General features: G+C 60.8%; 17 protein-coding genes. 10 read left to right on the forward strand and 7 right to left on the reverse strand.

Features of this window, described 5'->3' with window-relative positions; genetic code table 11:
* Positions 1 to 791: 791 nt before the first annotated feature.
* Genes BMY98_RS04755 through BMY98_RS04770 form a run of 4 tightly spaced genes read right to left on the reverse strand, consistent with a single transcriptional unit; the run spans position 792 to position 6,961 of the window.
* Complete coding sequence (locus tag BMY98_RS04755; protein WP_074885446.1) at positions 792 to 1,973, reverse strand: hybrid sensor histidine kinase/response regulator; 1,182 nt, start codon at positions 1,971 to 1,973, stop codon at positions 792 to 794.
* Entirely contained in the window at positions 1,967 to 2,584 is a 618-nt protein-coding gene (locus tag BMY98_RS04760; RefSeq protein WP_074885448.1) for a chemotaxis protein CheB, read from the reverse strand. Before BMY98_RS04760 ends, BMY98_RS04755 begins: the two co-directional genes overlap by 7 nt.
* A complete protein-coding gene (locus BMY98_RS04765) occupies positions 2,581 to 3,402 on the reverse strand; it encodes a CheR family methyltransferase (protein WP_074885451.1) in 822 nt (273 codons plus the stop codon). Before BMY98_RS04765 ends, BMY98_RS04760 begins: the two co-directional genes overlap by 4 nt.
* 49 nt (positions 3,403 to 3,451) lie before the next feature.
* On the reverse strand, positions 3,452 to 6,961 hold the full coding sequence (locus BMY98_RS04770) for a response regulator (RefSeq protein ID WP_074885455.1): 3,510 nt from the start codon (positions 6,959 to 6,961) through the stop codon (positions 3,452 to 3,454).
* Positions 6,962 to 7,229: 268 nt separating this feature from the next.
* On the opposite strand from BMY98_RS04770, the gene BMY98_RS04775 reads away from it, so the two are divergent.
* Complete coding sequence (locus BMY98_RS04775; protein WP_074885458.1) at positions 7,230 to 7,592, forward strand: response regulator; 363 nt, start codon at positions 7,230 to 7,232, stop codon at positions 7,590 to 7,592.
* A complete protein-coding gene (locus BMY98_RS04780; RefSeq protein WP_425438845.1) occupies positions 7,582 to 8,895 on the forward strand; it encodes a glycosyltransferase in 1,314 nt (437 codons plus the stop codon). Before BMY98_RS04775 ends, BMY98_RS04780 begins: the two co-directional genes overlap by 11 nt.
* 10 nt (positions 8,896 to 8,905) lie before the next feature.
* On the opposite strand, the gene cobF is transcribed toward BMY98_RS04780, so the two are convergent.
* A complete protein-coding gene (gene cobF, locus BMY98_RS04785) occupies positions 8,906 to 9,667 on the reverse strand; it encodes a precorrin-6A synthase (deacetylating) (RefSeq protein WP_074885461.1) in 762 nt (253 codons plus the stop codon).
* A gap of 494 nt (positions 9,668 to 10,161) precedes the next feature.
* Here cobF and BMY98_RS04790 point away from each other — a divergent pair, with 494 nt between their 5' ends.
* The 8 genes from BMY98_RS04790 to BMY98_RS04825 all read left to right on the forward strand — a co-directional run bounded on the left by BMY98_RS04790 (position 10,162) and on the right by BMY98_RS04825 (position 19,771).
* Positions 10,162 to 11,067 carry an AraC family transcriptional regulator gene (locus BMY98_RS04790; RefSeq protein ID WP_074885464.1) on the forward strand — a complete coding sequence of 302 codons (906 nt, stop codon included), beginning with the start codon at positions 10,162 to 10,164 and terminating at the stop codon, positions 11,065 to 11,067.
* 242 nt (positions 11,068 to 11,309) lie between these two features.
* On the forward strand, positions 11,310 to 12,626 hold the full coding sequence (locus BMY98_RS04795) for an ABC transporter substrate-binding protein (RefSeq protein WP_074885467.1): 1,317 nt from the start codon (positions 11,310 to 11,312) through the stop codon (positions 12,624 to 12,626).
* Between the two features lie 75 nt (positions 12,627 to 12,701).
* The gene (locus BMY98_RS04800; RefSeq protein ID WP_074885470.1) at positions 12,702 to 13,634 is read left to right on the forward strand and encodes a carbohydrate ABC transporter permease; all 933 of its coding nucleotides are present in this window, start codon (positions 12,702 to 12,704) and stop codon (positions 13,632 to 13,634) included.
* Between the two features lie 10 nt (positions 13,635 to 13,644).
* Positions 13,645 to 14,478, forward strand: a complete 834-nt coding sequence (locus BMY98_RS04805) for a carbohydrate ABC transporter permease (RefSeq protein WP_074885473.1) — start codon at positions 13,645 to 13,647, stop codon at positions 14,476 to 14,478.
* A 164-nt stretch (positions 14,479 to 14,642) separates the two neighbouring features.
* Positions 14,643 to 15,746, forward strand: a complete 1,104-nt coding sequence (locus BMY98_RS04810) for an ABC transporter ATP-binding protein (protein WP_074885476.1) — start codon at positions 14,643 to 14,645, stop codon at positions 15,744 to 15,746.
* Positions 15,747 to 15,780: 34 nt separating this feature from the next.
* Entirely contained in the window at positions 15,781 to 17,298 is a 1,518-nt protein-coding gene (locus BMY98_RS04815; protein ID WP_074885478.1) for a mannitol dehydrogenase family protein, read from the forward strand.
* 23 nt (positions 17,299 to 17,321) lie between these two features.
* The gene (gene xylB, locus BMY98_RS04820; RefSeq protein ID WP_074885481.1) at positions 17,322 to 18,803 is read left to right on the forward strand and encodes a xylulokinase; all 1,482 of its coding nucleotides are present in this window, start codon (positions 17,322 to 17,324) and stop codon (positions 18,801 to 18,803) included.
* Positions 18,804 to 18,835: 32 nt separating this feature from the next.
* Positions 18,836 to 19,771, forward strand: coding sequence for a carbohydrate kinase family protein (locus tag BMY98_RS04825; RefSeq protein WP_074885483.1), 936 nt, complete (start codon positions 18,836 to 18,838; stop codon positions 19,769 to 19,771).
* Between the two features lie 963 nt (positions 19,772 to 20,734).
* On the opposite strand, the gene BMY98_RS04835 is transcribed toward BMY98_RS04825, so the two are convergent.
* Both BMY98_RS04835 and BMY98_RS04840 read right to left on the reverse strand, forming a co-directional pair.
* Positions 20,735 to 21,349 (reverse strand): hypothetical protein, encoded by a 615-nt coding sequence (locus BMY98_RS04835; protein WP_074885489.1) that lies wholly within the window; start codon positions 21,347 to 21,349, stop codon positions 20,735 to 20,737.
* A 218-nt stretch (positions 21,350 to 21,567) separates the two neighbouring features.
* Positions 21,568 to 22,596, reverse strand: a complete 1,029-nt coding sequence (locus BMY98_RS04840; RefSeq protein ID WP_074885492.1) for an alpha/beta fold hydrolase — start codon at positions 22,594 to 22,596, stop codon at positions 21,568 to 21,570.
* Positions 22,597 to 22,787 lie beyond the last annotated feature (191 nt).

The raw sequence follows: 22,787 nt of genomic DNA on the forward strand, positions 1-22,787 counted from the left end.
GACGCTCCGTGGGCCCGCGCCGAACGGACATCCATGTCCTGACGGCGCTCTCGCGGCATCCATGCCGCTCGGCCCACTGCGCGTCGTCTGCGTTCGGCCTGCACCCAAGTCGCGTTTTGTGGTGTATGGACTACCGCGTAGAAGATCAACAGCAAAAGCAAAAGCAAAAGCAAAAGCAAAACCAGTAGCTTCCCGGCTGAAGCCGGTCCTACGGGGTGCGCGGTGTGTCAGTGGATCGTTCCCACTGGGTGAACGCGATTTCACCGTAGGAGCCGGCTTGATGATCGTTCCCACGCTCCGCGTGGGAATGCATCCCGTGACGCTCCGCGTCACCTCCCCAGGCCTGAGTGCGTGTCGCCTTCGTGACGCGGAGCGTCCGGGGGCGGCGTTACCACGCAGAGCGTGGGAACGATCAGAACAGCACGGCACCGCATACACCCAGTAGGACCGGCTTTAGCCGGGAAGCCTTTGATCTGCTCTGCTTTGCTTTTGATCTTCGTACGAAAAAAGTCCAGACGACACAAATCGCGACTTGGGTGCAGGCTGAACGCAGGTCTCGCGCAGTGGGCCGAGCCGCATGGATGCGGCGAGAGCGCCGTCAGGACATGGATGTCCGTTCGGCGCGGGCCCACGGAGCGGGACCGGAGTGAAGGTACTCCGACGAAGGAGGAGCCCAACCAGGAGCACAAGCCCTTGGTTACTTGGGGCTTTATCAAGTAACTCGCCGAAGGCGAAACAGTCTGCCCCCAGGCAGACGCTTTTGATGTTGGCGTAACAAGCATCGCCGCCAATCAGAGCGGCAGCGATACCCGAAACATCGACCCCGCCCCTTCCTCGCTCTCGACACTGATCCGCCCGCCATGAGCGGCCACGATCTGGTCAGAAATAAACAGCCCGAGGCCAAGCCCCGCCACCGCATGACTCGCCGCAACCCGCTCGAACTGCTGGAAAATGCGCTTCTGGTTTTCCGCGCTGATCCCGATCCCGTGATCGCGCACCTCCACCCGCGCCTCGCCAGCCTCGCTGTACACCCGCAACTCGATCGGCTTGTGCGCGCCGTAGCGCAAAGCATTGGTCAACAGATTCGCCACCACCTGCTCGATACGAAACTCATCCCACACACCAATCACTGGCGTCTTCGCCTGCAACGTCACCGCGCTGCCGGCGGCGGCGATCTGCGCGGAATAGCTTTCCACCAGATTGACCACCAACTCCGACAAATCAAAAGGGCTGGTACGGATCGACAGCTTGCCGGTCCGGATCCGCGACACATCGAGCATGTCCTCGATCAGCCGGATCAGGCTCTGAATCTGCCGCTCATCGCGGTCGACCATGGCCCTGAGTTTTTCCATGGTGAACGCCGAAGCGTTGTCCTTGGCCAAATGCAGCTTGCGCAGCTGTGTTTCGAGAATCAGGCCATTGAGCGGCGTGCGCACCTCGTGGGAGACGATCGACATGAAGTCATCGCGCATGCGGATCGCACGCTCCAGCTCGCTCTGGGTCGACTTCAGCTCCTGCATCAGGGCTTCCTGTTCCGCGCGGCTGCGTTCGAGCTCATCGAGTTGCTGCTTCAGGACCTTGCGCTGGCGATACAGGTCGACGAACACGTTGACCTTGCTCTTCACCGCATGAATATCGAGGGGCTTGTGCAGGAAATCCACGGCACCGCTTTCATAACCCTTGAACGCGTAATTGAGCTCTCGCCCGGCCGCACTGACGAACACAATCGGGATGTTCTTGGTCTTCTCGGTACCGCGCATCAGCTCGGCGAGTTCGAAGCCGTTCATCCCTGGCATCTGCACGTCGAGAATCGCCATCGCAAACTCGTGTTCGAGCAGCAACGACAACGCCTCATCCGCAGACAACGCCTTGAACACCTGACGGTCCTCACGCTTGATCAACGCTTCAAGCGCGAGCAGGTTCTCCGGCAGATCATCCACGATCAGCAGTTTGGCTTTGATTTCACTCAGCATGCAATTCGTTCCAGCTCGACAAGCAAGGACCCGATGTCGGGCAAAGGCAATAGAAAATCCGGCGTGTGAAGGGCAAGCGCCGCTTCGGGCATGGCCCGCGCGAGCGCCTGGGCCGGGTCCTGGACCACGGTGAGACCACCGTACTCCTTGATTCGAGCAATGCCGCGCGCGCCATCGCTGTTTGCACCGGTCAGCAACACCCCAGCCAAGCGTTTGCCATAGGCGTCGGCCGCCGATTCGAACAGGATGTCGATGCTCGGACGCGAATGATGCACGCGCTCCTCCTGACTCAGCGACAGGCTGAAATCGTTCTCGATCGACAGGTGATACCCGGGCGCGGCGAAGTACAGCGTGCCAGGCTCGATGGTCTCTTTATCGTCCGCTTCCTTGACCGGTATCGCCAGGTTGACGGCAAAGACCTCGGCCAGCTGACTGCGGCGCTGTTCCGGCACGTGCAGCACCGCCAGGATGGGCAGCCGATAGCGCTTGGGCAGCGTACGGAAAATTTTCAGCAGCGCTTCGACACCACCGGCGGACGCGCCGACCACAATCGCGTCCACCGCCGGCAACGCGGGCTGCTCCGGGGTGCTGCCGGGAAAAGACGTTCTCATGATTTGCGGTAGATCCGCTCGAGTTTGACCAAGGGGTCGAACTTGTTCTTGTACCCCGAGAAGTCCAGGGTTTCCTTGCTGCCGAGCACGAGAAAGCCGCGGTGGCACAGGGATTCGTGAAACAAGCCGAATGCGCGGTCCTGCAACTTCTTGTTGAAATAGATAAGCACGTTGCGGCAGGAGATCAACTGAGTCTCGGAGAACACGCTGTCCGTTGCCAGACTGTGATCGGCGAAGGTGACGTTCTCGCGCAGGGTCTTGTCGAAAATCGCGTAATCGTAGGCGGCCGTGTAGTACTCCGAAAACAGCCGCTTGCCGCCGGCCTTCAGGTAGTTCTCGTTATAGCCACGCATGTTCTCCATCGAAAAGATGCCTTGCTTGGCCTTTTCCAGGGAACGGGGATTGATGTCGGTGGCGTAGATGATGGTGCGCTCAAGCAGCCCTTCCTCGCGCAGCAGGATCGCCATCGAGTAAACCTCTTCGCCCGTGCTGCACCCGGCAATCCAGATTTTCACCGACGGGTAGGTCTTGAGCAGCGGCACGACTTCTTCGCGGATCGTCAGGAAGTGCGTCGGGTCGCGGAACATCTCGCTGACCGGGATCGTCAGGAATTGCAGCAGCTGCATGAACGCCGAAGGGTCATGCAGCACCCGCTCCTGCAACGCCGAAATGGTCTTCAGTTCAAACTGACGCAACGCATGGGCGACCCGTCGTTTCACCGACGCCCCCGAGTAATCGCGAAAATCGTAGCTGTACTTCAAGTAGATGGCTTCGATCAGCAAGCGCAACTCGATATCAGCGTCTCGTTCTTGGGGCATCGGCAACACTCTGGATCGGGCTAAAAGGCGGTCAATTGATCCGGTTCATTCAGATACGTTCCATCTTCGGCAGCCACACGCGAATCAGCGAGAACAGCCGGTCCAGGTCAATCGGCTTGGCCAGGTAGTCGTTGGAACCGGCCTGCAGACAGCGATCCTGATCGTCCTTCATCGCTTTAGCCGTCACGGCAATGATCGGCAGCTTGCGCCAGCGCGGGTTCTTGCGGATCTCGATGGTGGCTTCGTAGCCGTCCATTTCCGGCATCATCACGTCCATCAGCACCAGATCGATGTCCTCGACGGTGTTGAGCTTCTCGATCGCTTCCAGGCCATTACGCCCCACCTCAACGATGGCGCCTTTGTGCTCCAGCGCGCTGGTCAGGGCGAAGATGTTGCGCACGTCGTCGTCGACCACCAGGATCTTGCGCCCTTCGAACACCCGGTCGCGACTGCGCGCGGTCTTGAGCATCTTCTGGCGCTCGTTCGACAGCTGCGACTCGACCTTGTGCAGGAACAGCGTGACCTCATCGAGCAGGCGTTCCGGAGAGCGCGCGCCCTTGATGATGATGGTGCGCGAGTACTTGAGCAGCTCGGCTTCTTCGTCACGGGTCAGGTTGCGCCCGGTGTAGACGATGACCGGCGGGAACGCGCAGATCTCGTCGATGGACATGCGTTTGAGCAGCTCGTTGCCGAGCATGTCCGGCAGTTTCAGGTCGATGATCATGCAGTCGTAGGCATTGTCGCGCAGCAGATCAAGGGCATCCTGAGCGAAGCCGACGGCGGTGATCTCGATGTCGTCGTCACCGATCAGCCGCGCGATGCTGTCACGCTGCAAGGCGTCGTCTTCGACCAGCAGGATGCGCTTGACCTTCTGCGTGAGTTTGGCCTCCAGCCGGGCGAACACGTCCTTGAGCTCTTCGCGGGTGGTCGGCTTGACGGCGTAGCCGATGGCGCCCATTTGCAGCGCGGCTTCCTGACGGTCTTCGACGGAAATCACGTGCACCGGGATGTGCCGGGTGCTCGGCAGCTCTTTCAGACGTTGCAGCACGGTCAGACCGGAATGGTCCGGCAGGCGCATATCCAGCAGGACGGCATCCGGGATAAACGAAGAGGCCAGGTCGAAGCCTTCGTCAGCGGCGTGGGCCACCAGGCAGTTGTAGCCCAGTTCGTGGGCCAGGTCGTAGAGGATGTGGGCAAAGCGCACTTCGTCTTCGATCACCAGAATGCAGCGGTTGCTGAACGGCGCCTTGTCGCGGTCGTCAGCGAAGCGCGGAATAGGCGCTACGGGCGGCGCAGCCTTGGCGGCGACTGGCGCTGGCGGCGTGATGCGGGCTGCTACGGGCGCAGGCTGCACGGCAACCACCGGGTCGTCGGCGTACTGGGAAGGCTCGACTTCGACGTACTCTTCCGGCAGAACCAGGGTGAAGATACTGCCCTGCCCCGGCGCGCTGGTCACGCTGATCGAACCGCCGAGCAGGCGCGCCAGATCGCGGGAGATCGACAGCCCGAGACCCGTGCCGCCGTAACGGCGATTGGTGGTGCCATCGGCCTGACGGAACGCTTCGAAAATGCTCTCTTGCTGCTCTTGCGCGATGCCGATTCCGGAGTCGCGCACGGTGAAGGCCACGCCTTCGCCGGGCTGACGGGAAACCGTCAGGCTGACGGTGCCGCTTTCGGTGAACTTGACGGCGTTGGACAGCAGGTTCTTGAGGATCTGCTCCAGGCGCTGGCGATCGGTGTACAGCGACACAGGCGTGCCGGATTGAATCTCCACCGAGAATTCCAGCTTCTTTTCGGACGCCAGCGGCTGGAAAGTCATGCGCAGGCCTTCAACCAAACGGCTGACGCTGCTGTTTTCCGGTCGCATGTCGAGCTTGCCGGCTTCGACTTTGGAGATGTCCAGGATGTCATTGATCAGGTTGAGCAAGTCATTGCCGGCCGAATAGATCGATTCAGCGAACTTGACCTGTTCTTCGGAGAGGTTGTCCTGCGGGTTTTCCGCCAGCAGCTTGGCCAGAATCAACGAGCTGTTCAGCGGCGTGCGCAGCTCGTGGGACATGTTGGCAAGGAACTCGGATTTGTACTTGCTGGAGCGTTGCAGTTCGTCGGCGCGGGCTTCCAGCTCAATCTGCGCGATGTGCAGTTCTTCGTTATTACGGTCCAGTGCATCACGCTGATCAGCCAGCGCCTTGCCCTGCTCGGCCAACTGCTCGTTGGTCTGCTCAAGCTCCGCCTGCTGGGTTTCCAGGTACGCCTGGGACTCCTTGAGAATCCTGGACTGCTCCTCCAGTTCTTCGTTGGCGGTGCGCAGTTCTTCCTGCTGCACCTGAAGCTCTTCGTTGAGCTGCTGGGTTTCGGCGAGCACTTCCTGCAAGCGTTGACGGTAGCGCGCCGCCTCGATGGACGTGCCGACGTTCTCGGCTACCAGTTCAAGAAACTCCAGGTCGCGGGGCGTCAGCTCGCGGAGGAAGCCCAGTTCGATCACGCCGTTGACGTGGTCATCATTGCTGGTGGGCACCACCACAACGCTGCGCGGTGAGCCCTCGCCCAATCCGGAAGTGACCTTGAAGTAGTCTTGCGGGACGTTATCCAGCGTGATGATCTGATCCTGCTCGGCCGCCTTGCCGACCACGCCTTCACCGCTGTAGATCGACTGCTCGTGCTGCTCCTGCTCGCGGGAGAAACCATAGGAAGCCACGCGCACCAGACCGCCGTGCTCCTGACGCACGTACACCGCGGCCACCACCGCGCCCAGGTATTGGGCGAAGAAGTGCAGCACATTACGGCCCAGCAAGTTGAGGGTGAGCTGGCCAATGACCTGTTCGGCCAGTTCACTCTGACCGTTGCGCAGCCAGGCGACGTGGGACAAGCGCTCAGCGTCCAGCTGTTGCGCCCTGAGGTTCGCGGCGTAGGTGTTGGAAAGCGTGGTCATGTCCCGACGCCCGACCCAGGCGAGAATCCCGCTGACGATCAGAATGAAAGCGACGTACAGCGAGACCGACATCACCGTGGTGTGGGTTACGTCGGTGTTGCGTGTCAGCCGCAACTGATGCTCGACGTTTGCCGCCTGTTCGTATTGGTCACGCATCTCGTCGGCCAGGCGCTTGCCGCGACGGTCCTTGATCGGTGTCTGATAGTCGCCACCGGTGCGCCGCAGGTTAATCATCTCCTGGGCAAAGTCGTTCCATGATGACTGCAGCGCCGCCAGTCGCTTGAAGCGGTCGACCTGCTCGGGGTTATCGACGACCAGTTCTTCAAGGCCTCGGAGTTCGCTCATGATGGCCGGCTTGGCCACTTCGTAGGGATCGAGGAAACGCTCATCGCCGGTCAGCAGGAAGCCGCGCATCCCGGTTTCCATGTCCACCGAGAGCTTGAGCGAGCGATTCAGATTGTTGATGACCCGATCGGTGTGTTCGACCCACTGAATGGCCGACAACAGGTAGGAGATCAGAATGACGAAGAAGGCCGCACTCAGCACGCCGACGGCCAAAGGTAAACTGACGTTGCGGCTTAACAGTTTGCGGAAACGTTGCTCGTCGACTGCAGAGTTGGTGATCATCACAAGGGCTCAGGCGGACTCGTCTAAACGACGGAGTTTGCCGCAAACCTCGGCAACAACTCCAGCAGATGACGTAGAAGATTGAATTTTCTGACATTAGATAGGGAACAATCAGGCCCGAACTGTACATTTGAGTGCAACCAAAAAGCCACTACACTCAATTGAATCATGTTGTTGCCGCTCAGAACTTGGCACAATTGCGCCCCCCGGCGAAACGCTGAAAACCAACGCCGTGCGATGCGCTCCCTGCCCAATTAAGGAACTTGCCATGTCCGATTCATCCCGCACGATTCTGGTGGTCGAAGATGACAACATCGTCAGGATGTTGATTGTCGACGTCCTCGAGGAGCTTGAGTACGCCGTGCTGGAAGCCGCCGACGCCCGCGAGGCCCTCGCGGTTCTGCACAACGCCGACCAGACCATCGACCTGATGATGACCGACCTGGGCCTGCCCGACATGAACGGCAAAGATCTCGCCGTAAAGGCGCGTGAGATCCGCCAGGACATTCCGGTGCTGTTTGCCAGTGGCTACGCGGACTCCGTTGATGTCCCAGAGGGCATGCACAATATCGGCAAGCCGTTTTCCATCGACCAGCTGCGCGACAAGGTAAACAGCATTCTTGGCAACTGAGCACCTGGCGCAGCGATCCCCGATCCATGTGCTGATCATTGGCTACGTCTGGCCCGAACCGCAGTCGTCTGCGGCCAGCGGCCATGTCATGCAATTGATCGACTGTTTTCTCGAACAGGGCTGGCAAATCACCTTCGCCAGCGCCGCCACAGAAGGCGAACACAAGGCCGACCTGACCGCACTGGGTATCACGGAAGTCGCCATTGCCCTCAACCACAGCAGCTTTGATGCCTTCATCGGAGAACTGCAGCCCGACGTAGTGTTGTTCGACCAGTTTCTGATGGAAGAGCAGTTCGGCTGGCGGGTGGAAAAACACTGCCCGAACGCCCTTCGCCTGCTTGAGACGTCCGACCTGCAGAGCCTGCGCCATGCCCGTCATCAGGCGGTCAAGGACCGGCTCGACGGCAAACCTGATGCTGACCTGACTGCGTATTTTCAGACGCCTCGGGATCAGCTGTTCACCCGGATGGCGACCACTGACCTCGCCCAACGCGAGATCGCCGCGATCCACCGCAGTGACCTGAGCCTGATGGTCTCCGACGTCGAAATCGACCTGCTGACCGAGGCGTTTTCAGTGCCCCGTGCTCAGCTCCATTGGGTACCGCTGCTGGTCCGAGAGCCAAGCGAGTCGCCCCATAGCCCGCGTGACTTCGACGACCGGGCGCACTTCATCACCATCGGCAACTTCCGCCACGCCCCGAACTGGGATGCAGTGCTGTGGCTGAAGAACACGGTCTGGCCGCTGATTCGCGCGCAACTGCCCGCAGCTCAGGTTCATGTGTATGGCGCGTATACGCCGCCCAAGGCAGCAGCGCTGCATAACGCTACCCAAGGGTTTCACATCATGAACTGGGCCGAAGATGCGCTGGCGGTGATGGGTGTTGCGCGGGTTTCTCTCGCGCCGTTGCGATTCGGCGCGGGGATCAAGGGCAAGATCATTGATGCCATGGTCTGCGGCACGCCAACCGTGACCACGCCCATCGGCGCCGAGGCCATGCACGGCGAACTGGCGTTTCCCGGCGCCGTGGCCTGCGATGCGCAAGGGCTGGCGGACGCGGCAGTCAGTCTTTACACCGATCGTTCGCGCTGGCAACAGGCGCAACGGGACGGCTGGGAACTACTGCCGGCGCGCTTTGGCCATGACCGCCATTGTGCCGTGCTGGTCGAACGCATCCTTGCGCTGCGGGACACGCTGCAGGCCCATCGCGCGGCCAACTTCACCGGTGCCATGCTTCGCCATCATCAGCACAAGAGCACGCAGTACATGTCGCAGTGGATCGAAGCCAAGAACAAAAACACCTGAGGCGTTTTGTCTAGCGGACGGCGCGGCGCAGCAGGTAGGTGTCCATGATCCAGCCCTTCTGCGCCCGTGCTGTTTCACGCGCCTGACGTATTTGCGCGCTGACGTTGTGCAGCGGGCCTGAAATGAGTATCTCGTCAGGGGTGCCCAGATAGGCGCCCCAATAGATGTGCAAATCCTGATCGACGAACCGCTCGAAGGTGCAATGGGCGTCGAGCATCACCACGCTGTTGCTGATCTGCTCGCCCTGCTCCGCTGCAAGCTCACGACCGGTGGTGATGTTGATGGGCTCGCCAATGCGGTTCAAGCCGATGCGGTGCCCGGCGGCCAGCGCCTGCACGCTGGTGATCCCGGGAATGACGTCGTAGGCAAATGACTCGCGGCCCCGGGCGAGCACCTGATCGAGAATCTGCATCGTGCTGTCGTACAGCGCCGGATCACCCCACACCAGAAACGCGCCGGTCTCGCCTGCCTTTATTTCATCGGCGATCAATTGCTCGAACAGCACGGCGCGCTGCTCGTGCCAGTGTTCGACCCCGCTGCGATAGGACGGTGAATCGTCCTTGCGCCTGGGGTCGCTCACCTGCACCAGCCGATAGTCATGGCCCTCGATGTAACGCTCGCAAATCTCCCGACGCAACGCCAGCAGGTCGTCATTGGCGTAGCCCTTGTCGAGGATGAAAAACACCTGGGTGCTGTTCAGCGCCTTGATCGCCTGAACGGTGATGTGCTCGGGATTGCCCGCGCCAATGCCGATCACGAGGATTTTTTTCATGGGGTGGCGGTTCTCTGGAGGCATTTGCGGAAGGTGCATCAGCGTATCGGGTTGTTGATGGGTGTGGTTAGTCCCCTCCGCAGATCAGCGTCCCGCCGCAGGATTGACGGTGCTCAAACCGGCCTCTTCCCGGCTGAAGCCGGTCCTACTGCACACCGCGGTCACATAGTGAGACCGGCTTTAGCCGGGAAAGCATCGGGTGTCACACCGCAGAAATGATGGCGTGCAAACCGGCCTCTTCCCGGCTGAAGCCGGTCCTACTGAAGCACCGCGGTCCCACTGAACACCGCGATCACCTAGTGGGACCGGCTTTAGCCGGGAAAGCGTCGGACCTCACAATGCAGAATTGAAGGTGTTGGTACTGGCCTCTTCCCGGCTGAAGCCGGTCCCACTGAATTCGTGCATTCATCTGCAGCTGTTTAAAACGCGCGTCTGTATTCCGCCCAACAAATAGTGCACATTATTCCCACGCCACTCTCCAGACCGGCACCCGCATGACCAAAACAACAAGAGTCACCGACCCTTCCTACGAGTTGATGGACGACCACAACGGGCTGTCGATCATTTACCGCGAACACGGGTTTCCCTGTCCGCTGGTGCGCTGGCATTTCCATAAGGAATACGAGCTGCACCTGATCGTTGCCAGTTCCGGCAAGGTCTTCGTCGGCGATTACATCGGCAATTTCTACCCTGAGACGCTGTTCCTCACCGGCCCCAATCTTCCGCACAACTGGATCAGCCAGATCGAGGAAGACGAGGTTGTGCCCAAGCGCGACATGCTGGTCAACTTCACCGAGGAGCTGCTGGAAAGCGGCAATCAGGTGTTCGCCGAACTCAAAACCCTGGCGCCGCTGCTCGAACGCGCGCAGTACGGCATCGAATTCCGCTGTAAGCGCACCATCCGCCAAGCCACCAGACTGATGCAGAAGATTGCCGACACCACGGGCATGACCCGGCTGGGGCATTTCTTCATTCTGCTGGAAGTACTGGCGGCCAGTGATGATTTCCAGTTGCTGTCCGGCACCACCGCGTCGCAACTGTCCGATGATCACGCCGTGGAGCGCACCAACAAGGCCGTGGAATACATCTTCACCCACTACGCCCGCGAGCTGCCGCTGGAAGAAGTGGCGGACTACCTGGGCATGAAGCCGACCTATTTCTCCCGCGTGTTCAAGCAGGCCACCGGGCGCTGCTTTGTCGAATTCGTCAACCGGCTGCGCATCAGCAAGTCCTGCGAACTGCTCGCCGATGGCGACAGGCCGGTGACCGATGTCTGCTTCGAGTCGGGTTTCAATAACATTTCCAACTTCAATCGACGCTTTCAGAAGCTTAAAGGCATGACCCCCTCGCACTATCGACGCCTCGCCGTGCAGCGCCTGACCGAACAAAACCTGTACTGATTCGTTGCCCCTTCGCTCTCATCAACTACGCTGGAACTGCCCCGCCCCATGCGCTGAGGCAGTTTTGCGGCGTGCCCGCTGGAAACCTCAGTGCAAAATAGTATCAGTTCAAGTGCGCCGCAGGATTTGTCAACCAGCGCGCACAAGGCTGTAATCAACTGACATTCTTCCTGGTCTCCGGAAGAAACAAAAACAATAACCAAGCTTCTGACGTCCGCCTGGACGCAGAAGAGGAGTGATAAATGAAGACCTCTGCAAATGTTCTCCTTGCCGGTACCTGTCTGACCCTCCTGTCCCTGTGCGCCACTGCCGGTGAAGTCACCATCGCCACCGTCAACAACAGCGACATGATCCGCATGCAGCGGCTGTCCAAGACCTTCGAAGAACAGCACAAAGACATCAAGCTGAAGTGGGTGGTGCTGGAAGAGAACGTGCTGCGTCAGCGCCTGACCACTGACATCGCCACCAAGGGCGGCCAGTTCGACGTAATGACCATCGGCATGTATGAAGCGTCACTCTGGGGTGCCAAGGGCTGGCTCAAGGAAATGAACGATCTGCCAGCGTCCTACGCGCTGGACGACGTGTTTCCTTCGGTACGCGATGGCTTGTCGGTTGACGGCAAACTCTTCGCCCTGCCGTTCTATGCAGAAAGCTCGATCACCTACTACCGCAAAGACCTGTTCAAGGCCGCCGGCCTGACCATGCCGGAGCGGCCGACCTGGACGCAGATCTCCGAATTCGCCGACAAGCTCACCGACAAGTCCAAGGAACAATACGGCATCTGCCTCCGCGGCAAGGCGGGCTGGGGCGAGAACATGGCGCTGATCACCACCATCGCCAACTCCTTTGGCGCCCGCTGGTTTGACGAACAATGGAAGCCGCAATTCGACCAGCCTGAGTGGAAGAACGCGCTGACCTTCTACACCAATGTCATGAAAAAAGACGGCCCGCCCGGCGCCTCCAGCAACGGCTTCAACGAAAACCTCGCGCTGTTCAACAGCGGCAAGTGCGCGATCTGGGTGGATGCCAGCGTGGCCGGCTCGTTCGTTACCGACAAAGCCCAGAGCAAAGTCGCCGACAGCGTGGGCTTTACCTACGCGCCACACGAAGTCACCGACAAGGGCTCGGCGTGGCTGTACTCGTGGGCACTGGCGATCCCGACCAGCGCGAAGAACGACAAGGACGCGCGCGCCTTCACCGAATGGGCGACGTCCAAAGAGTACGCCGCGCTGGTGGCCGAGAAAGACGGCGTGTCCAACGTGCCGCCAGGCACCCGCGCATCGACCTACACCGATGCCTACAAACAAGCCGCGCCTTTCGCCAACATCACCCTGGAATCCCTCAAGGCCGTCACGCCTAAATCACCGACCCTGAAGCCTGTGCCTTACGTCGGCATCCAGTTGGTGACCATCCCCGAGTTCCAGTCGATCGGCACCTCCGTCGGCCAACAGTTCTCGGCGGCACTGGTGGGCACCTCCACCGTGGATCAGGCATTGACCAGCGCCCAAAGCGTGGCCGAGCGTGAAATGAAGCGCGCGGGTTACCCGAAAAAGGGCTGACACCCGCTGCTTGAAGGCGGCAGGCGCTGATTGCCTGCCGCCCACGCTCACGCTTTTGCCCGGTTCGGAGTCGACATGAACACCTCAACCCTCACCCCGCGCACCGCCGCGGCCGACGATAAGTCGTCCCCCAAAGGCAGCGTCACCAAGCCCGGCTGGTTTCTGGTCAGCCCTTCGGTGCTGTTGCTGCTGGTCTGGATGATCGTGCCGCTGGGCATGACCATCTACTTTTCGCTGATCCGCTACAACTTGCTCAACCCCGGCGAAAACGAATTCGTCGGCCTTGAGAACTTCGAATTCTTCGTCACCGACGCCGGCTTTCTGCCCGGCGCCATGAACACCCTGTTGCTGGTCGGCAGCGTGCTGGCCATCAGCGTGATTCTTGGCGTGCTGATCTCGGCGTTGCTGGAAGCCAGCGAGTTTTTCGGTCGCGGCATCGTGCGCGTGCTGTTGATCTCGCCGTTTTTCATCATGCCGACGGTCAGCGCGCTGATCTGGAAGAACCTGATTTTCCATCCGGTGTCCGGGATTCTCGCCTGGGTGTGGAAGCTGTTCGGGGCCCAGCCGGTGGACTGGCTGGCAAATTACCCCCTGCTGTCGATCATCATCATTGTGTCGTGGCAGTGGTTGCCCTTCGCGATCCTGATTCTGATGACCGCCATGCAGTCCCTGGATCAGGAGCAAAAGGAGGCGGCGCGTCTGGATGGCGCCGGCCCGATCGCGATCTTCTGGCACCTGACCCTGCCGCACCTGGCGCGTCCGATCGCCGTGGTGGTGATGATCGAAACGATCTTTCTGCTCTCGGTGTTCGCTGAAATCTTCACCACCACCAACGGCGGTCCGGGCTTCGCTTCCACCAATCTGGCGTACCTGATCTACAACCAGGCACTGCTGCAATTCGACGTGGGCATGGCATCGGCAGGCGGTTTGATTGCCGTCGTGATCGCCAACATTGCCGCGATCATCCTGGTACGGATGATCGGCAAAAACCTCACCGACAAGTCTTGAGGGCAAGGCCATGATGACGCTCAAACAATCCCGTCGCCTGCAAAGTGCCCTGCTCGGCACCTTGTCGTGGCTGATCGCAGCGCTGATTTTCTTCCCGATCTTCTGGATGGTCCTGACCAGCTTCAAGACCGAGATCGATGCGTTCGCCACGCCGCCGCAGTTCTTCTTCACGCCGACCCTGGAAAACTACCTGCACATCCAGGAGCGCAGTGACTACTTCCACTTCGCCTGGAACTCGATCCTGATCTCCTTCAGCGCGACGATCCTGTGCCTGCTGATCGCGGTGCCGGCGGCCTATTCCATGGCGTTTTTCGAAACCAAACGGACCAAGGGCACGCTGCTGTGGATGCTCTCGACCAAGATGCTGCCGCCGGTGGGCGTGCTGATGCCGATCTACCTGCTGGCCAAGACCTCCGGCCTGCTGGATTCGCGCATCGCGCTGATCGTGATCTACACGCTGATCAACCTGCCGATCGTGGTGTGGATGATTTACACCTACTTCAAGGACATCCCCGGGGAGATTCTTGAAGCGTCGCGGCTGGACGGCGCCACCACACGCCAGGAAATCTTTCGGGTGCTGATCCCGATCTGCAAGGGCGGACTGGCCTCGACGGCGCTGCTGTCGCTGATCCTGTGCTGGAACGAGGCGTTCTGGTCGCTGAACCTGACCTCTTCGAATGCCGCACCGCTGACTGCGCTGATCGCCTCCTATTCCAGCCCTGAAGGCTTGTTCTGGGCCAAGTTATCGGCGGTGTCGACCCTGGCCTGCGCGCCGATCCTGATCTTCGGCTGGATCAGCCAGAAACAACTGGTTCGCGGGCTGTCGTTTGGTGCCGTGAAATAACCGAAACATGATGGTTCCCACGCTCTGCGTGGTAACCAGCGTCCGGACGCTCCGCGTCCAAAGAGCCGGCGCAGAGCGTCAAGGGCTGCGTTACCACGCAGAGCGTGGGAACGATCCCGCCTTTGATGATTTCGACATTTTGAAGAATAAAACTGGAGCCCATCATGGCTAACCTGACAATCAGAAATCTGCAAAAAGGCTTCGACGGCCACCAGATCATCAAAGGCATCGACCTGGACGTGAAGGACCGTGAGTTCGTGGTCTTCGTCGGTCCGTCGGGCTGTGGCAAATCCACCCTGCTGCGCCTGATCGCCGGCCTGGAAGACGTGACCAGCGGCAGCATCGAACTCGATGGCCGCGAAATTACCCAGGTCACCCCGGCCAAGCGCGACCTGGCAATGGTGTTTCAGACCTACGCCCTGTACCCGCACATGACCGTCGGCAAAAATCTGTCGTTCGCCCTGGATCTGGCCGGCACGCCGAAGGCCGAGGTCAAGAAAAAGGTCGATGAAGCCGCGCGTATCCTCGAGCTGGGCCCACTGCTGGAACGCAAGCCCAAGCAGCTGTCGGGTGGTCAACGCCAGCGCGTTGCAATCGGTCGGGCCATCGTGCGCAACCCGAAAATCTTTCTGTTCGACGAACCGCTTTCCAACCTCGATGCGGCCTTGCGAGTGCAAACCCGACTGGAGCTGTCGCGCCTGCACAAAGAGCTGCAGGCGACGATGATCTACGTCACCCACGATCAGGTCGAAGCCATGACCCTGGCCGACAAGGTGGTCGTGCTCAATGGCGGCCGCGTCGAGCAGGTCGGTTCACCGCTGGAGCTCTATCACCATCCGGCCAACCTGTTCGTCGCGGGCTTTCTGGGCACGCCGAAAATGGGCTTCCTCAAGGGCATCATCAGCGGCGTCGAAGCGTCGGCCTGTGAAGTCACCCTGGACGCCGGGACGAAGGTCCTGCTGCCTTTCACTAACGCGCAACAGAGCGTGGGCGACTCGGTAACGCTGGGGATTCGTCCCGAGCACCTGGAGCTGGCCAACGAAGGCGACTGCCAGCTGACCGTCATCGCCGACGTCAGCGAGCGCCTCGGCAGCGACACTTACTGCCACGTGCGCACCACGTCCGGCGAGCCGCTGACCATGCGGATTCGTGGGGACCTCGCGAGCCAGTACGGCGAAACCCTGAAACTGCACCTGAACAGCGCGCACTGCCACCTGTTCGACGCCCAGGGCCAGGTCATCCGTCGCGCGCTGCAGGCCGCTGCCTGATCCCTCGCACTCCACAGCATTCGGGAACACCGTCATGAAACTGAACAAGCAGAACCTCTCCAACCTGGGCGCCGGCATCGCCATCCCCGCCTATTCCCTTGATGAGCGTCGCCAGGGCATCGCCCACATCGGCGTCGGTGGTTTTCACCGCGCCCACCAGGCGTTTTACACCGACGCGCTGATGTCCCTCGGCGCCAATGAAGGCAGCGGCGAAGGCCTGGACTGGGGCATTTGCGGGGTCAGCCTGCGCGAGGAAGACCGCGGCAATTTCGAAGCGCTGAAGGGCCAAGACTTCCTCTACACGCTGTTCGAACTGGGCGACACCCCGGACACCGAAACTCGTGTGATCGGCGCCATGAGTCAGATGCTCATGTCCACCGACAGCGACCTGGCGCTGATCGACAAACTCGCCAGTCCGGACATCCGCATTGTCTCGCTGACCATCACCGAAGGCGGTTACTGCATCGACGACAGCACCGGCGAATTCATGAGCCACCTGCCGCAGATCCAGTACGACCTCGAACACCCCGCCACGCCAAAAACCGTGTTCGGTTACCTGTGCGCCGCCCTGACCCGACGACGCGCCGAAGGCACGCCGGCGTTCACCCTGATGTCCTGCGATAACCTGCCGCACAACGGCGCGGTCACACGCAAGGCCCTGCTGGCATTCGCCCAACTGCGCGACCCGGAACTGCACGACTGGATTGCTGAAAACGTCAGCTTCCCCAACGCCATGGTCGACCGGATTACGCCCATGACCAGCACCGCCCACCGCCTGCAGCTGCATGACCAGAAAGGCATCGACGACGCCTGGCCGGTGGTGTGCGAGCCGTTCGTGCAATGGGTGCTTGAAGACAAATTCGTCAACGGCCGTCCGGCCTGGGAAAAGGTCGGCGTGCAGTTCACCGACGACGTCACTCCGTACGAAGAAATGAAGATCAAGCTGCTCAACGGCAGCCACCTGGCGCTGACCTATCTCGGGGCCTTGAAGGGCTATCGCTTCGTCCACGAAACCATGAACGACCCGCTGTTCGTCGAGTACATCCGCACCTACATGGACCTGGACGTCACCCCGCAACTGGCGCCGGTGCCGGGCATCGACCTGACCGAATACAAACAGACCCTGATCGATCGGTTCTCCAATCAGGCGATTGCCGACCAGCTGGAGCGGGTGTGCTCCGACGGTTCGTCGAAATTCCCGAAATTCACCGTGCCGACGATCAATCGTCTGATCCTGGACAGCGGCAACATGGACCGCGCTTCCCTGGTGGTTGCGGCCTGGGCGCTGTACCTGCAGGGCAACCGCACCGGCGATTTCACCGGCGAGAACGGCGTGCCGTACACCGTCGTCGACCCGCGCGCGGACTTTTGCAAGGCGCTGGTGGCCGATGACTTGCTGGTCACTCAGCGGCTGCTTGAAGTCGAAGAAATCTTCGGTGCGGCGATTCCCCAGTCCCCTGAGTTCGTGGCATCGTTCGAGCACAACTTGAACAGCCTGAAGCAGTTGGGCGTCAGTAAAACCCTGGAAAACCTGTTGGCGAAAACCGCCTGAGCTTCAGAGCTAACGAGGTGAACATGTTTCTCGGCATCGATTGCGGCACCCAAGGCACCAAGGCGATTGTTCTGGATGCCGTCAGCGGCAAGGTTCTGGGCGAAGGCTCGGGCGCCCATCACATGATCAGCGGTGCCAACGGGCGCCGCGAGCAGGATGTTCAGGAATGGCTCGATGCGTTCGAGCAGGCGACGGAACAGGCATTGAAGCAGGCCGGGGTGTCCGGCGCGGACATCCAGGCCATCGGCGTGTCCGGGCAGCAACATGGCCTGGTGATGCTCGATGCCTCGGGACAGGTGTTGCGCCCGGCCAAGCTATGGTGCGACACCGAATCCTCGCCCGAAAATGATCGGCTGTTGGCGTATCTGGGCGGTGAGGCCGGATCGCTGGAGCGGTTGGGTATCGCCATCGCGCCGGGCTACACGGTCTCGAAACTGCTGTGGAGCAAAGAACAGTTCCCAGAACTGTTCGCCCGCATCGACAAGATTCTGCTGCCCCACGACTACCTCAATTACTGGCTGACCGGCCGCAGCTGCAGCGAGTTCGGCGACGCGTCGGGCACCGGTTATTTCAAAGTGCGCACCCGCGAATGGGACCTCGACATCCTTCAGCACATCGACCCCAGTGGGCGGCTGGTCAAGGCATTGCCGGAATTGATCGAAGCGCATCAGGCGGTGGGCACGATTCTTCCCGCGATCGCCGAGCGTCTGGGCCTCAACCCGAACGCCATCGTCTCCAGCGGCGGAGGCGACAACATGATGGGCGCCATCGGTACCGGCAACATCGCGCCGGGCTCGATCACCATGAGCCTGGGGTCGTCGGGCACGGTCTACGCATTCGCCGACGCCGGCAATATCAGCGCGCAGCCGTCGGTGGCGACCTTCTGTTCCTCATCGGGCGGCTGGCTGCCACTGATCTGCACCATGAACCTGACCAACGCCACCAGCGCCATCCGCGAGCTGTTCACGCTAGACATCGGCGCCTTCAACGCGGCGGTGGCGTCATCACCGATTGGCGCCCAGGGCGTGCTCATGCTGCCCTTCCTCAACGGCGAACGCGTGCCCGCCCTGCCCCATGCCACCGGCAGCATTCTCGGGCTGGACAGCACCAACCTGACCCAGGCCAACCTGTGCCGCGCGGTGGTCGAGGGCACCACCTTCGGCCTGCGTTACGGCCTGGACCTGTTGCGCGACAGCGGCGTTAAGAGCGATAACATCCGCCTGATCGGCGGCGGCGCAAAAAGCGCGGTCTGGCGGCAGATCGTCGCCGACATCATGGACACGCCGGTCATCTGCACCACCGGCACCGAAGCGGCCGCCCTGGGCGCGGCGATTCAGGCGGCGTGGTGTCATGCTCACGCCGAGGGTGACGGTGAGTCGCTGCAAGCGCTGACCGAGCGTTGCGTCAGCCTCGATCCGGCCAGTGAAACCCGGCCGGTCGCCGAACACGTTGCGGCGTACCAAACCGTTTATCAGCACTATCGCACTCACTTGCAGGGCCTCTGACGGACAGCCCCGTCGGCCTTTATGGAGCAACTATGTATCTGGTCTGTGGCGAAGCACTGTTCGATTTTTTCTGTCAGCCGGACAGCGGACAAAGCAACAAAGTGGGTTATCAGGCCATCGCCGGCGGTTCGCCGTTCAACGTCGCCGTCGGGCTGCGCAGGCTGGGCATCGATGCCGGGTTTTTCGCCGGCATCTCCAGTGATTACCTGGGCAAGCGCCTGCTGACGGTGCTGGCGGAAGAAGGCGTGCGCGATGACTTTCTCGTGCATATCGACGCGCCCACCACGCTGTCGATGGTCGCCGTGGGCGCCGACGGCTCGCCGCAGTACAGTTTTCGCGGCGAAGGCTGCGCCGACCGGATGCTGAGCGTTGAGCATCTGCCGACTTTGGACCACAGCGTGCGTGGCTTGCATGTGGGTTCGTTTTCGCTGGTGGTGGAGCCGGTCGCCGAGGCACTGCTGACGCTGGTGCGGCGGGAAAGCGGTAAGCGGTTGATCACGTTCGACCCCAATGTGCGTTTGAACCCGGCGCCGAGTATCGAGCTGTGGCGCAGCCAAGTGGGGAAGTTTGCCGAGCATGCGCACATCATCAAGGTCAGTGATGAGGATCTGGAGCTGTTGTATCCGCAGAAAGATGCGGCGGCGGTGGCCGCGGGCTGGCTCAAGGACAATTGTCAGTGGGTGATCATGACCCGCGGTCGTCAGGGCGCCACTGTGTTTACGCGGGACTTGGGGACCTGGTCGGTGGCGGCGCGCAAGGTGGAGACGGTGGATACGGTGGGTGCCGGGGATACGTTTCAGGCGGCGTTGATTGCGTTTCTCACGGAGCGGGGTCTGGATGCGCCAGCTGCTTTGGCGGGCGTAGATCGGGAGACGCTGACGAAGATGCTGGAGTTTGCGGTGGCCGCAGCGGCGGTGACCTGTACGCGAGAGGGGCCTGATTTGCCCTATCGGGCGGAGGTGGTCTAGGCGTCTGGCCCTTTTCAGATCAAGATCAAGATCAAGATCAAGATCAAGATCAAGATCACAGGCGTCTGCCTGGGGGCAGACTGTTTCGCCTTCGGCGAGTTACTTGGAAAAGCACCCCAAGTAACCAAGGGTGCTTGCTCCTGGTTGGGCCCCTCGTTCCTCGGGGTTCCTTCACTTCGGTCTCGCTCCGTGGGCCCGCCGCCATCCGCCATCCATGGCGGGGGGCGGCTCTCGCGGCATCCATGCCGCTCAGCCCACGGAGCGAGACCTGCGTTCAGCCTGCACCCAAGTCGCGATTGGTGGTGTTTGAGCTTTCTGCGTATGAAGATCAAGAGCCGATCAAGAGCAGATCAAGAGCAGATCACAAGCTTCCCGGCTAAAGCCGGTCCCACTGATTGCACACGCTGCTGTTAGTGGGACCGGCTTTAGCCGGGAAGAGGCCAGCTTAGGCGCCGACATTTTTGCTGATGTGATCGTTCCCACGCTCCGCGTGGGCATGCATCCCGTGACGCTCCGCGTCACTTCCCCAGGCCTGAATGCGCGTCGTCTGCGGGACGCGGAGCGTCGGGGGCGGCGTTACCACGCGGAGCGTGGGAACGATCAGTGAACTTGCTGCACACGGCGCTTTTAGTGGGACCGGCTTTAGCCGGGAAGCCGTTGATCTGCTCTTGATCTGCTTTTGATCTTGATCTTCAGACACATACCGCCCAGACGACACCTATCGCGACTTGGGTGCAGGCTGAACGCAGGTTTCGCGGAGTGGGTCGAGCCGCATGGATGCGGCGAGAGCGCCGTCAGGACATGGATGTCCGTTCGGCGCGGGCCCACGGAGCGAGACCGAAGTGAGGGTACTCCGACGAAGGAGGAGCCAAACCAGGAGCAGGCACCCTTGGTTACTTGGGGTGCTTTTCCAAGTAACTCGCCGAAGGCGAAATGTCTGCCGCCAGGCAGACGCTTTTGCCGTTAGGCCATTTCCGCCTTTGCCATGGCGATCCTGGTCTTCACCTCCTGCTCAGCGACCTGCTGATCCGTCTTCTGCTTCTGCAGCTCAGTCACCTGCTTGTCCACCGCCGCCTGCTCCTGCGGCGTCATGGCGTCGTATTCCGCCTTGCTGACGCCCGTCAACCGCTGCCGCACCTTCTCCGCGTCGGTCTGGTTCATGTAGGACAGAAACTGATCCTTCACCGAACCCACCCCGTCAGAACCCGCCGCGCCATCACTGGCCGCCAGTTCATCGGACACGCCCTTGCTGACACTGTCAGACGACGCAACCTGCTTGTCAGCGCTGGACACAAACGCCGCAGCCGCAGCCGCCTTGTCATCGTCCGTCACCGACGACGCCGTGTTGGCCGCCGCTGCCTTCAGGTTCACCATCATTTTGGCAAACGACTCGTCGTAGCTCTGCTTACCGTCATTGCTGCCTTGCGCCGCGCCTTCGCCATTGCTCGCAATCGCCGCCACGGGTGTGGCGGCGCCGGCCATGGCGCTGGTGTAGGCATCCGTGTCCGGCGTGGCGTAATGGGTATGGCTTACGGCCTTCGACACGAACTGCTGGATAGCACTGTTGCCGATTAACATCTTTCACCTCCTGTTCAGGTTGTCCGATGTACCCCGACAGCAGCAAAACCGATGCCATACCGCTTGTTTCCCTGAAAGGCCCGCCAGCAGGGGTTTGCAGACCACGCCACGATCCGGGAAGGGGCCCCATAATCGACATTGCTTGCCGTCTGCGGCAGATTCTCGCCGCAGCGTTGCCGTACTGGCCAGCGCGCCGCTGACAACCCGGGGCCGCCGTCCTATTTGAGGAACGTCTTCAGCGCCTCATTCACCTTGTCCGCCTCGCACGCCGGCGCCATGTGCCCACAATCGCTATTGAGCACCAGCAACTGCGCGCGCTTTTGAGCGGCCAGCGCTTTGGAAGGCGCCGGGTCGACCATGCGGTCCTGTTCTGAAGTGATGATCAATAGCTGCGCCTTGATCTTCTTGGCCAGCGTGGCCATGTCACCTTGACGCAACAAATCGAAGGAGGTCATGGCCTGCAATTGCCGGTACCAGTCAACCGTGCTGAAGGACTGATTGCCCGGGGTGGCGGGCTGTTTGCCAGCAGGCGCGGGCCGGTTGCCGAGGTTTTTAGCGGCGCTACGCTCCGGCGTCCACAGATAACCGTTGTGGACCGCCGTGAGCTGTTTGAACGCAGTGCCCGGCGCATAGTTGCCGTCGTTCCAGCCCGGCGCGCGTTCGATGGCGGCCAGTTCTGCATTCCAGGCCTGCAGGTCACGTTCGGTCGGGTGAGGCGTGCCGACGATGGTCACCACCTTGCTGGCGAAGTCCGGATACATTACCGCCCACTGCAAGGCCTGCATGCCGCCCATGGAAATGCCGACGATGGCGTGGGCGTGATCAATGCCCAGGTACATGGCGAGCAATCGATGTTGCGCCTTGACCATGTCACGGATGCCGAACTGCGGAAACTTCAGGCGCGGCGCGATCGGGCTGTTTGACGGCGAGCAGGACACGCCATTGCCGATGGCGTCCATCGCCACCACGTACCAGCGATTGGTGTCGACCAACTTGCCCGGGCCGATCATATCGGCCTGGTCGGACGTCCGTCCGGCCAGCCAGGTGGTCACCAGTACGACGTTGTTGCGGTCTTCTGCCAGGGTGCCGTAGGTGCGATAACCCAGGTCACAGCGCGAGATCTTGCCGCCGGTCATGTTCAACGAGCCAATGTTTACCCGCTGCTGCTCAGCCGCCTGACAAACACCCACACTCATCATGACCAGCAACGCACACAGCATCCGGTTAACGTAATGACGCAGTTTCATGGAATTCCTTAGTGATAAAGCCTGGCGCGATAGCGCCTGAAAGTTTGAGGCTACGGAAAACCATGTACATCAACATCATGCCGTCGCGCTGCGCCATCAGCGTAGACGGTTATGCCGTTTGAGCCAGGCCCGATCACGCCTATTTTTTCAGGCCATTCAATAGCCTGAGTCATTTATGGTTCTGCGCCGCT

The sequence above is a fragment of the Pseudomonas graminis genome (assembly GCF_900111735.1).
In the GTDB taxonomy this organism is placed as follows: Bacteria; Pseudomonadota; Gammaproteobacteria; order Pseudomonadales; family Pseudomonadaceae; genus Aquipseudomonas; species Aquipseudomonas graminis.

What these genes read in the sequence shown, in the direction of transcription:
- BMY98_RS04755 (WP_074885446.1), bottom strand. Translation starts at nt 1,973, where the DNA reads ATGCTGAGTGAAATCAAAGCCAAACTGCTGATCGTGGATGATCTGCCG.
- BMY98_RS04760 (WP_074885448.1), bottom strand. Translation starts at nt 2,584, where the DNA reads ATGAGAACGTCTTTTCCCGGCAGCACCCCGGAGCAGCCCGCGTTGCCG.
- BMY98_RS04765 (WP_074885451.1), bottom strand. Translation starts at nt 3,402, where the DNA reads ATGCCCCAAGAACGAGACGCTGATATCGAGTTGCGCTTGCTGATCGAA.
- BMY98_RS04770 (WP_074885455.1), bottom strand. Translation starts at nt 6,961, where the DNA reads ATGATCACCAACTCTGCAGTCGACGAGCAACGTTTCCGCAAACTGTTA.
- BMY98_RS04775 (WP_074885458.1), top strand. Translation starts at nt 7,230, where the DNA reads ATGTCCGATTCATCCCGCACGATTCTGGTGGTCGAAGATGACAACATC.
- cobF (WP_074885461.1), bottom strand. Translation starts at nt 9,667, where the DNA reads ATGAAAAAAATCCTCGTGATCGGCATTGGCGCGGGCAATCCCGAGCAC.
- BMY98_RS04790 (WP_074885464.1), top strand. Translation starts at nt 10,162, where the DNA reads ATGACCAAAACAACAAGAGTCACCGACCCTTCCTACGAGTTGATGGAC.
- BMY98_RS04795 (WP_074885467.1), top strand. Translation starts at nt 11,310, where the DNA reads ATGAAGACCTCTGCAAATGTTCTCCTTGCCGGTACCTGTCTGACCCTC.
- BMY98_RS04800 (WP_074885470.1), top strand. Translation starts at nt 12,702, where the DNA reads ATGAACACCTCAACCCTCACCCCGCGCACCGCCGCGGCCGACGATAAG.
- BMY98_RS04805 (WP_074885473.1), top strand. Translation starts at nt 13,645, where the DNA reads ATGATGACGCTCAAACAATCCCGTCGCCTGCAAAGTGCCCTGCTCGGC.
- BMY98_RS04810 (WP_074885476.1), top strand. Translation starts at nt 14,643, where the DNA reads ATGGCTAACCTGACAATCAGAAATCTGCAAAAAGGCTTCGACGGCCAC.
- BMY98_RS04815 (WP_074885478.1), top strand. Translation starts at nt 15,781, where the DNA reads ATGAAACTGAACAAGCAGAACCTCTCCAACCTGGGCGCCGGCATCGCC.
- xylB (WP_074885481.1), top strand. Translation starts at nt 17,322, where the DNA reads ATGTTTCTCGGCATCGATTGCGGCACCCAAGGCACCAAGGCGATTGTT.
- BMY98_RS04825 (WP_074885483.1), top strand. Translation starts at nt 18,836, where the DNA reads ATGTATCTGGTCTGTGGCGAAGCACTGTTCGATTTTTTCTGTCAGCCG.
- BMY98_RS04835 (WP_074885489.1), bottom strand. Translation starts at nt 21,349, where the DNA reads ATGTTAATCGGCAACAGTGCTATCCAGCAGTTCGTGTCGAAGGCCGTA.
- BMY98_RS04840 (WP_074885492.1), bottom strand. Translation starts at nt 22,596, where the DNA reads ATGAAACTGCGTCATTACGTTAACCGGATGCTGTGTGCGTTGCTGGTC.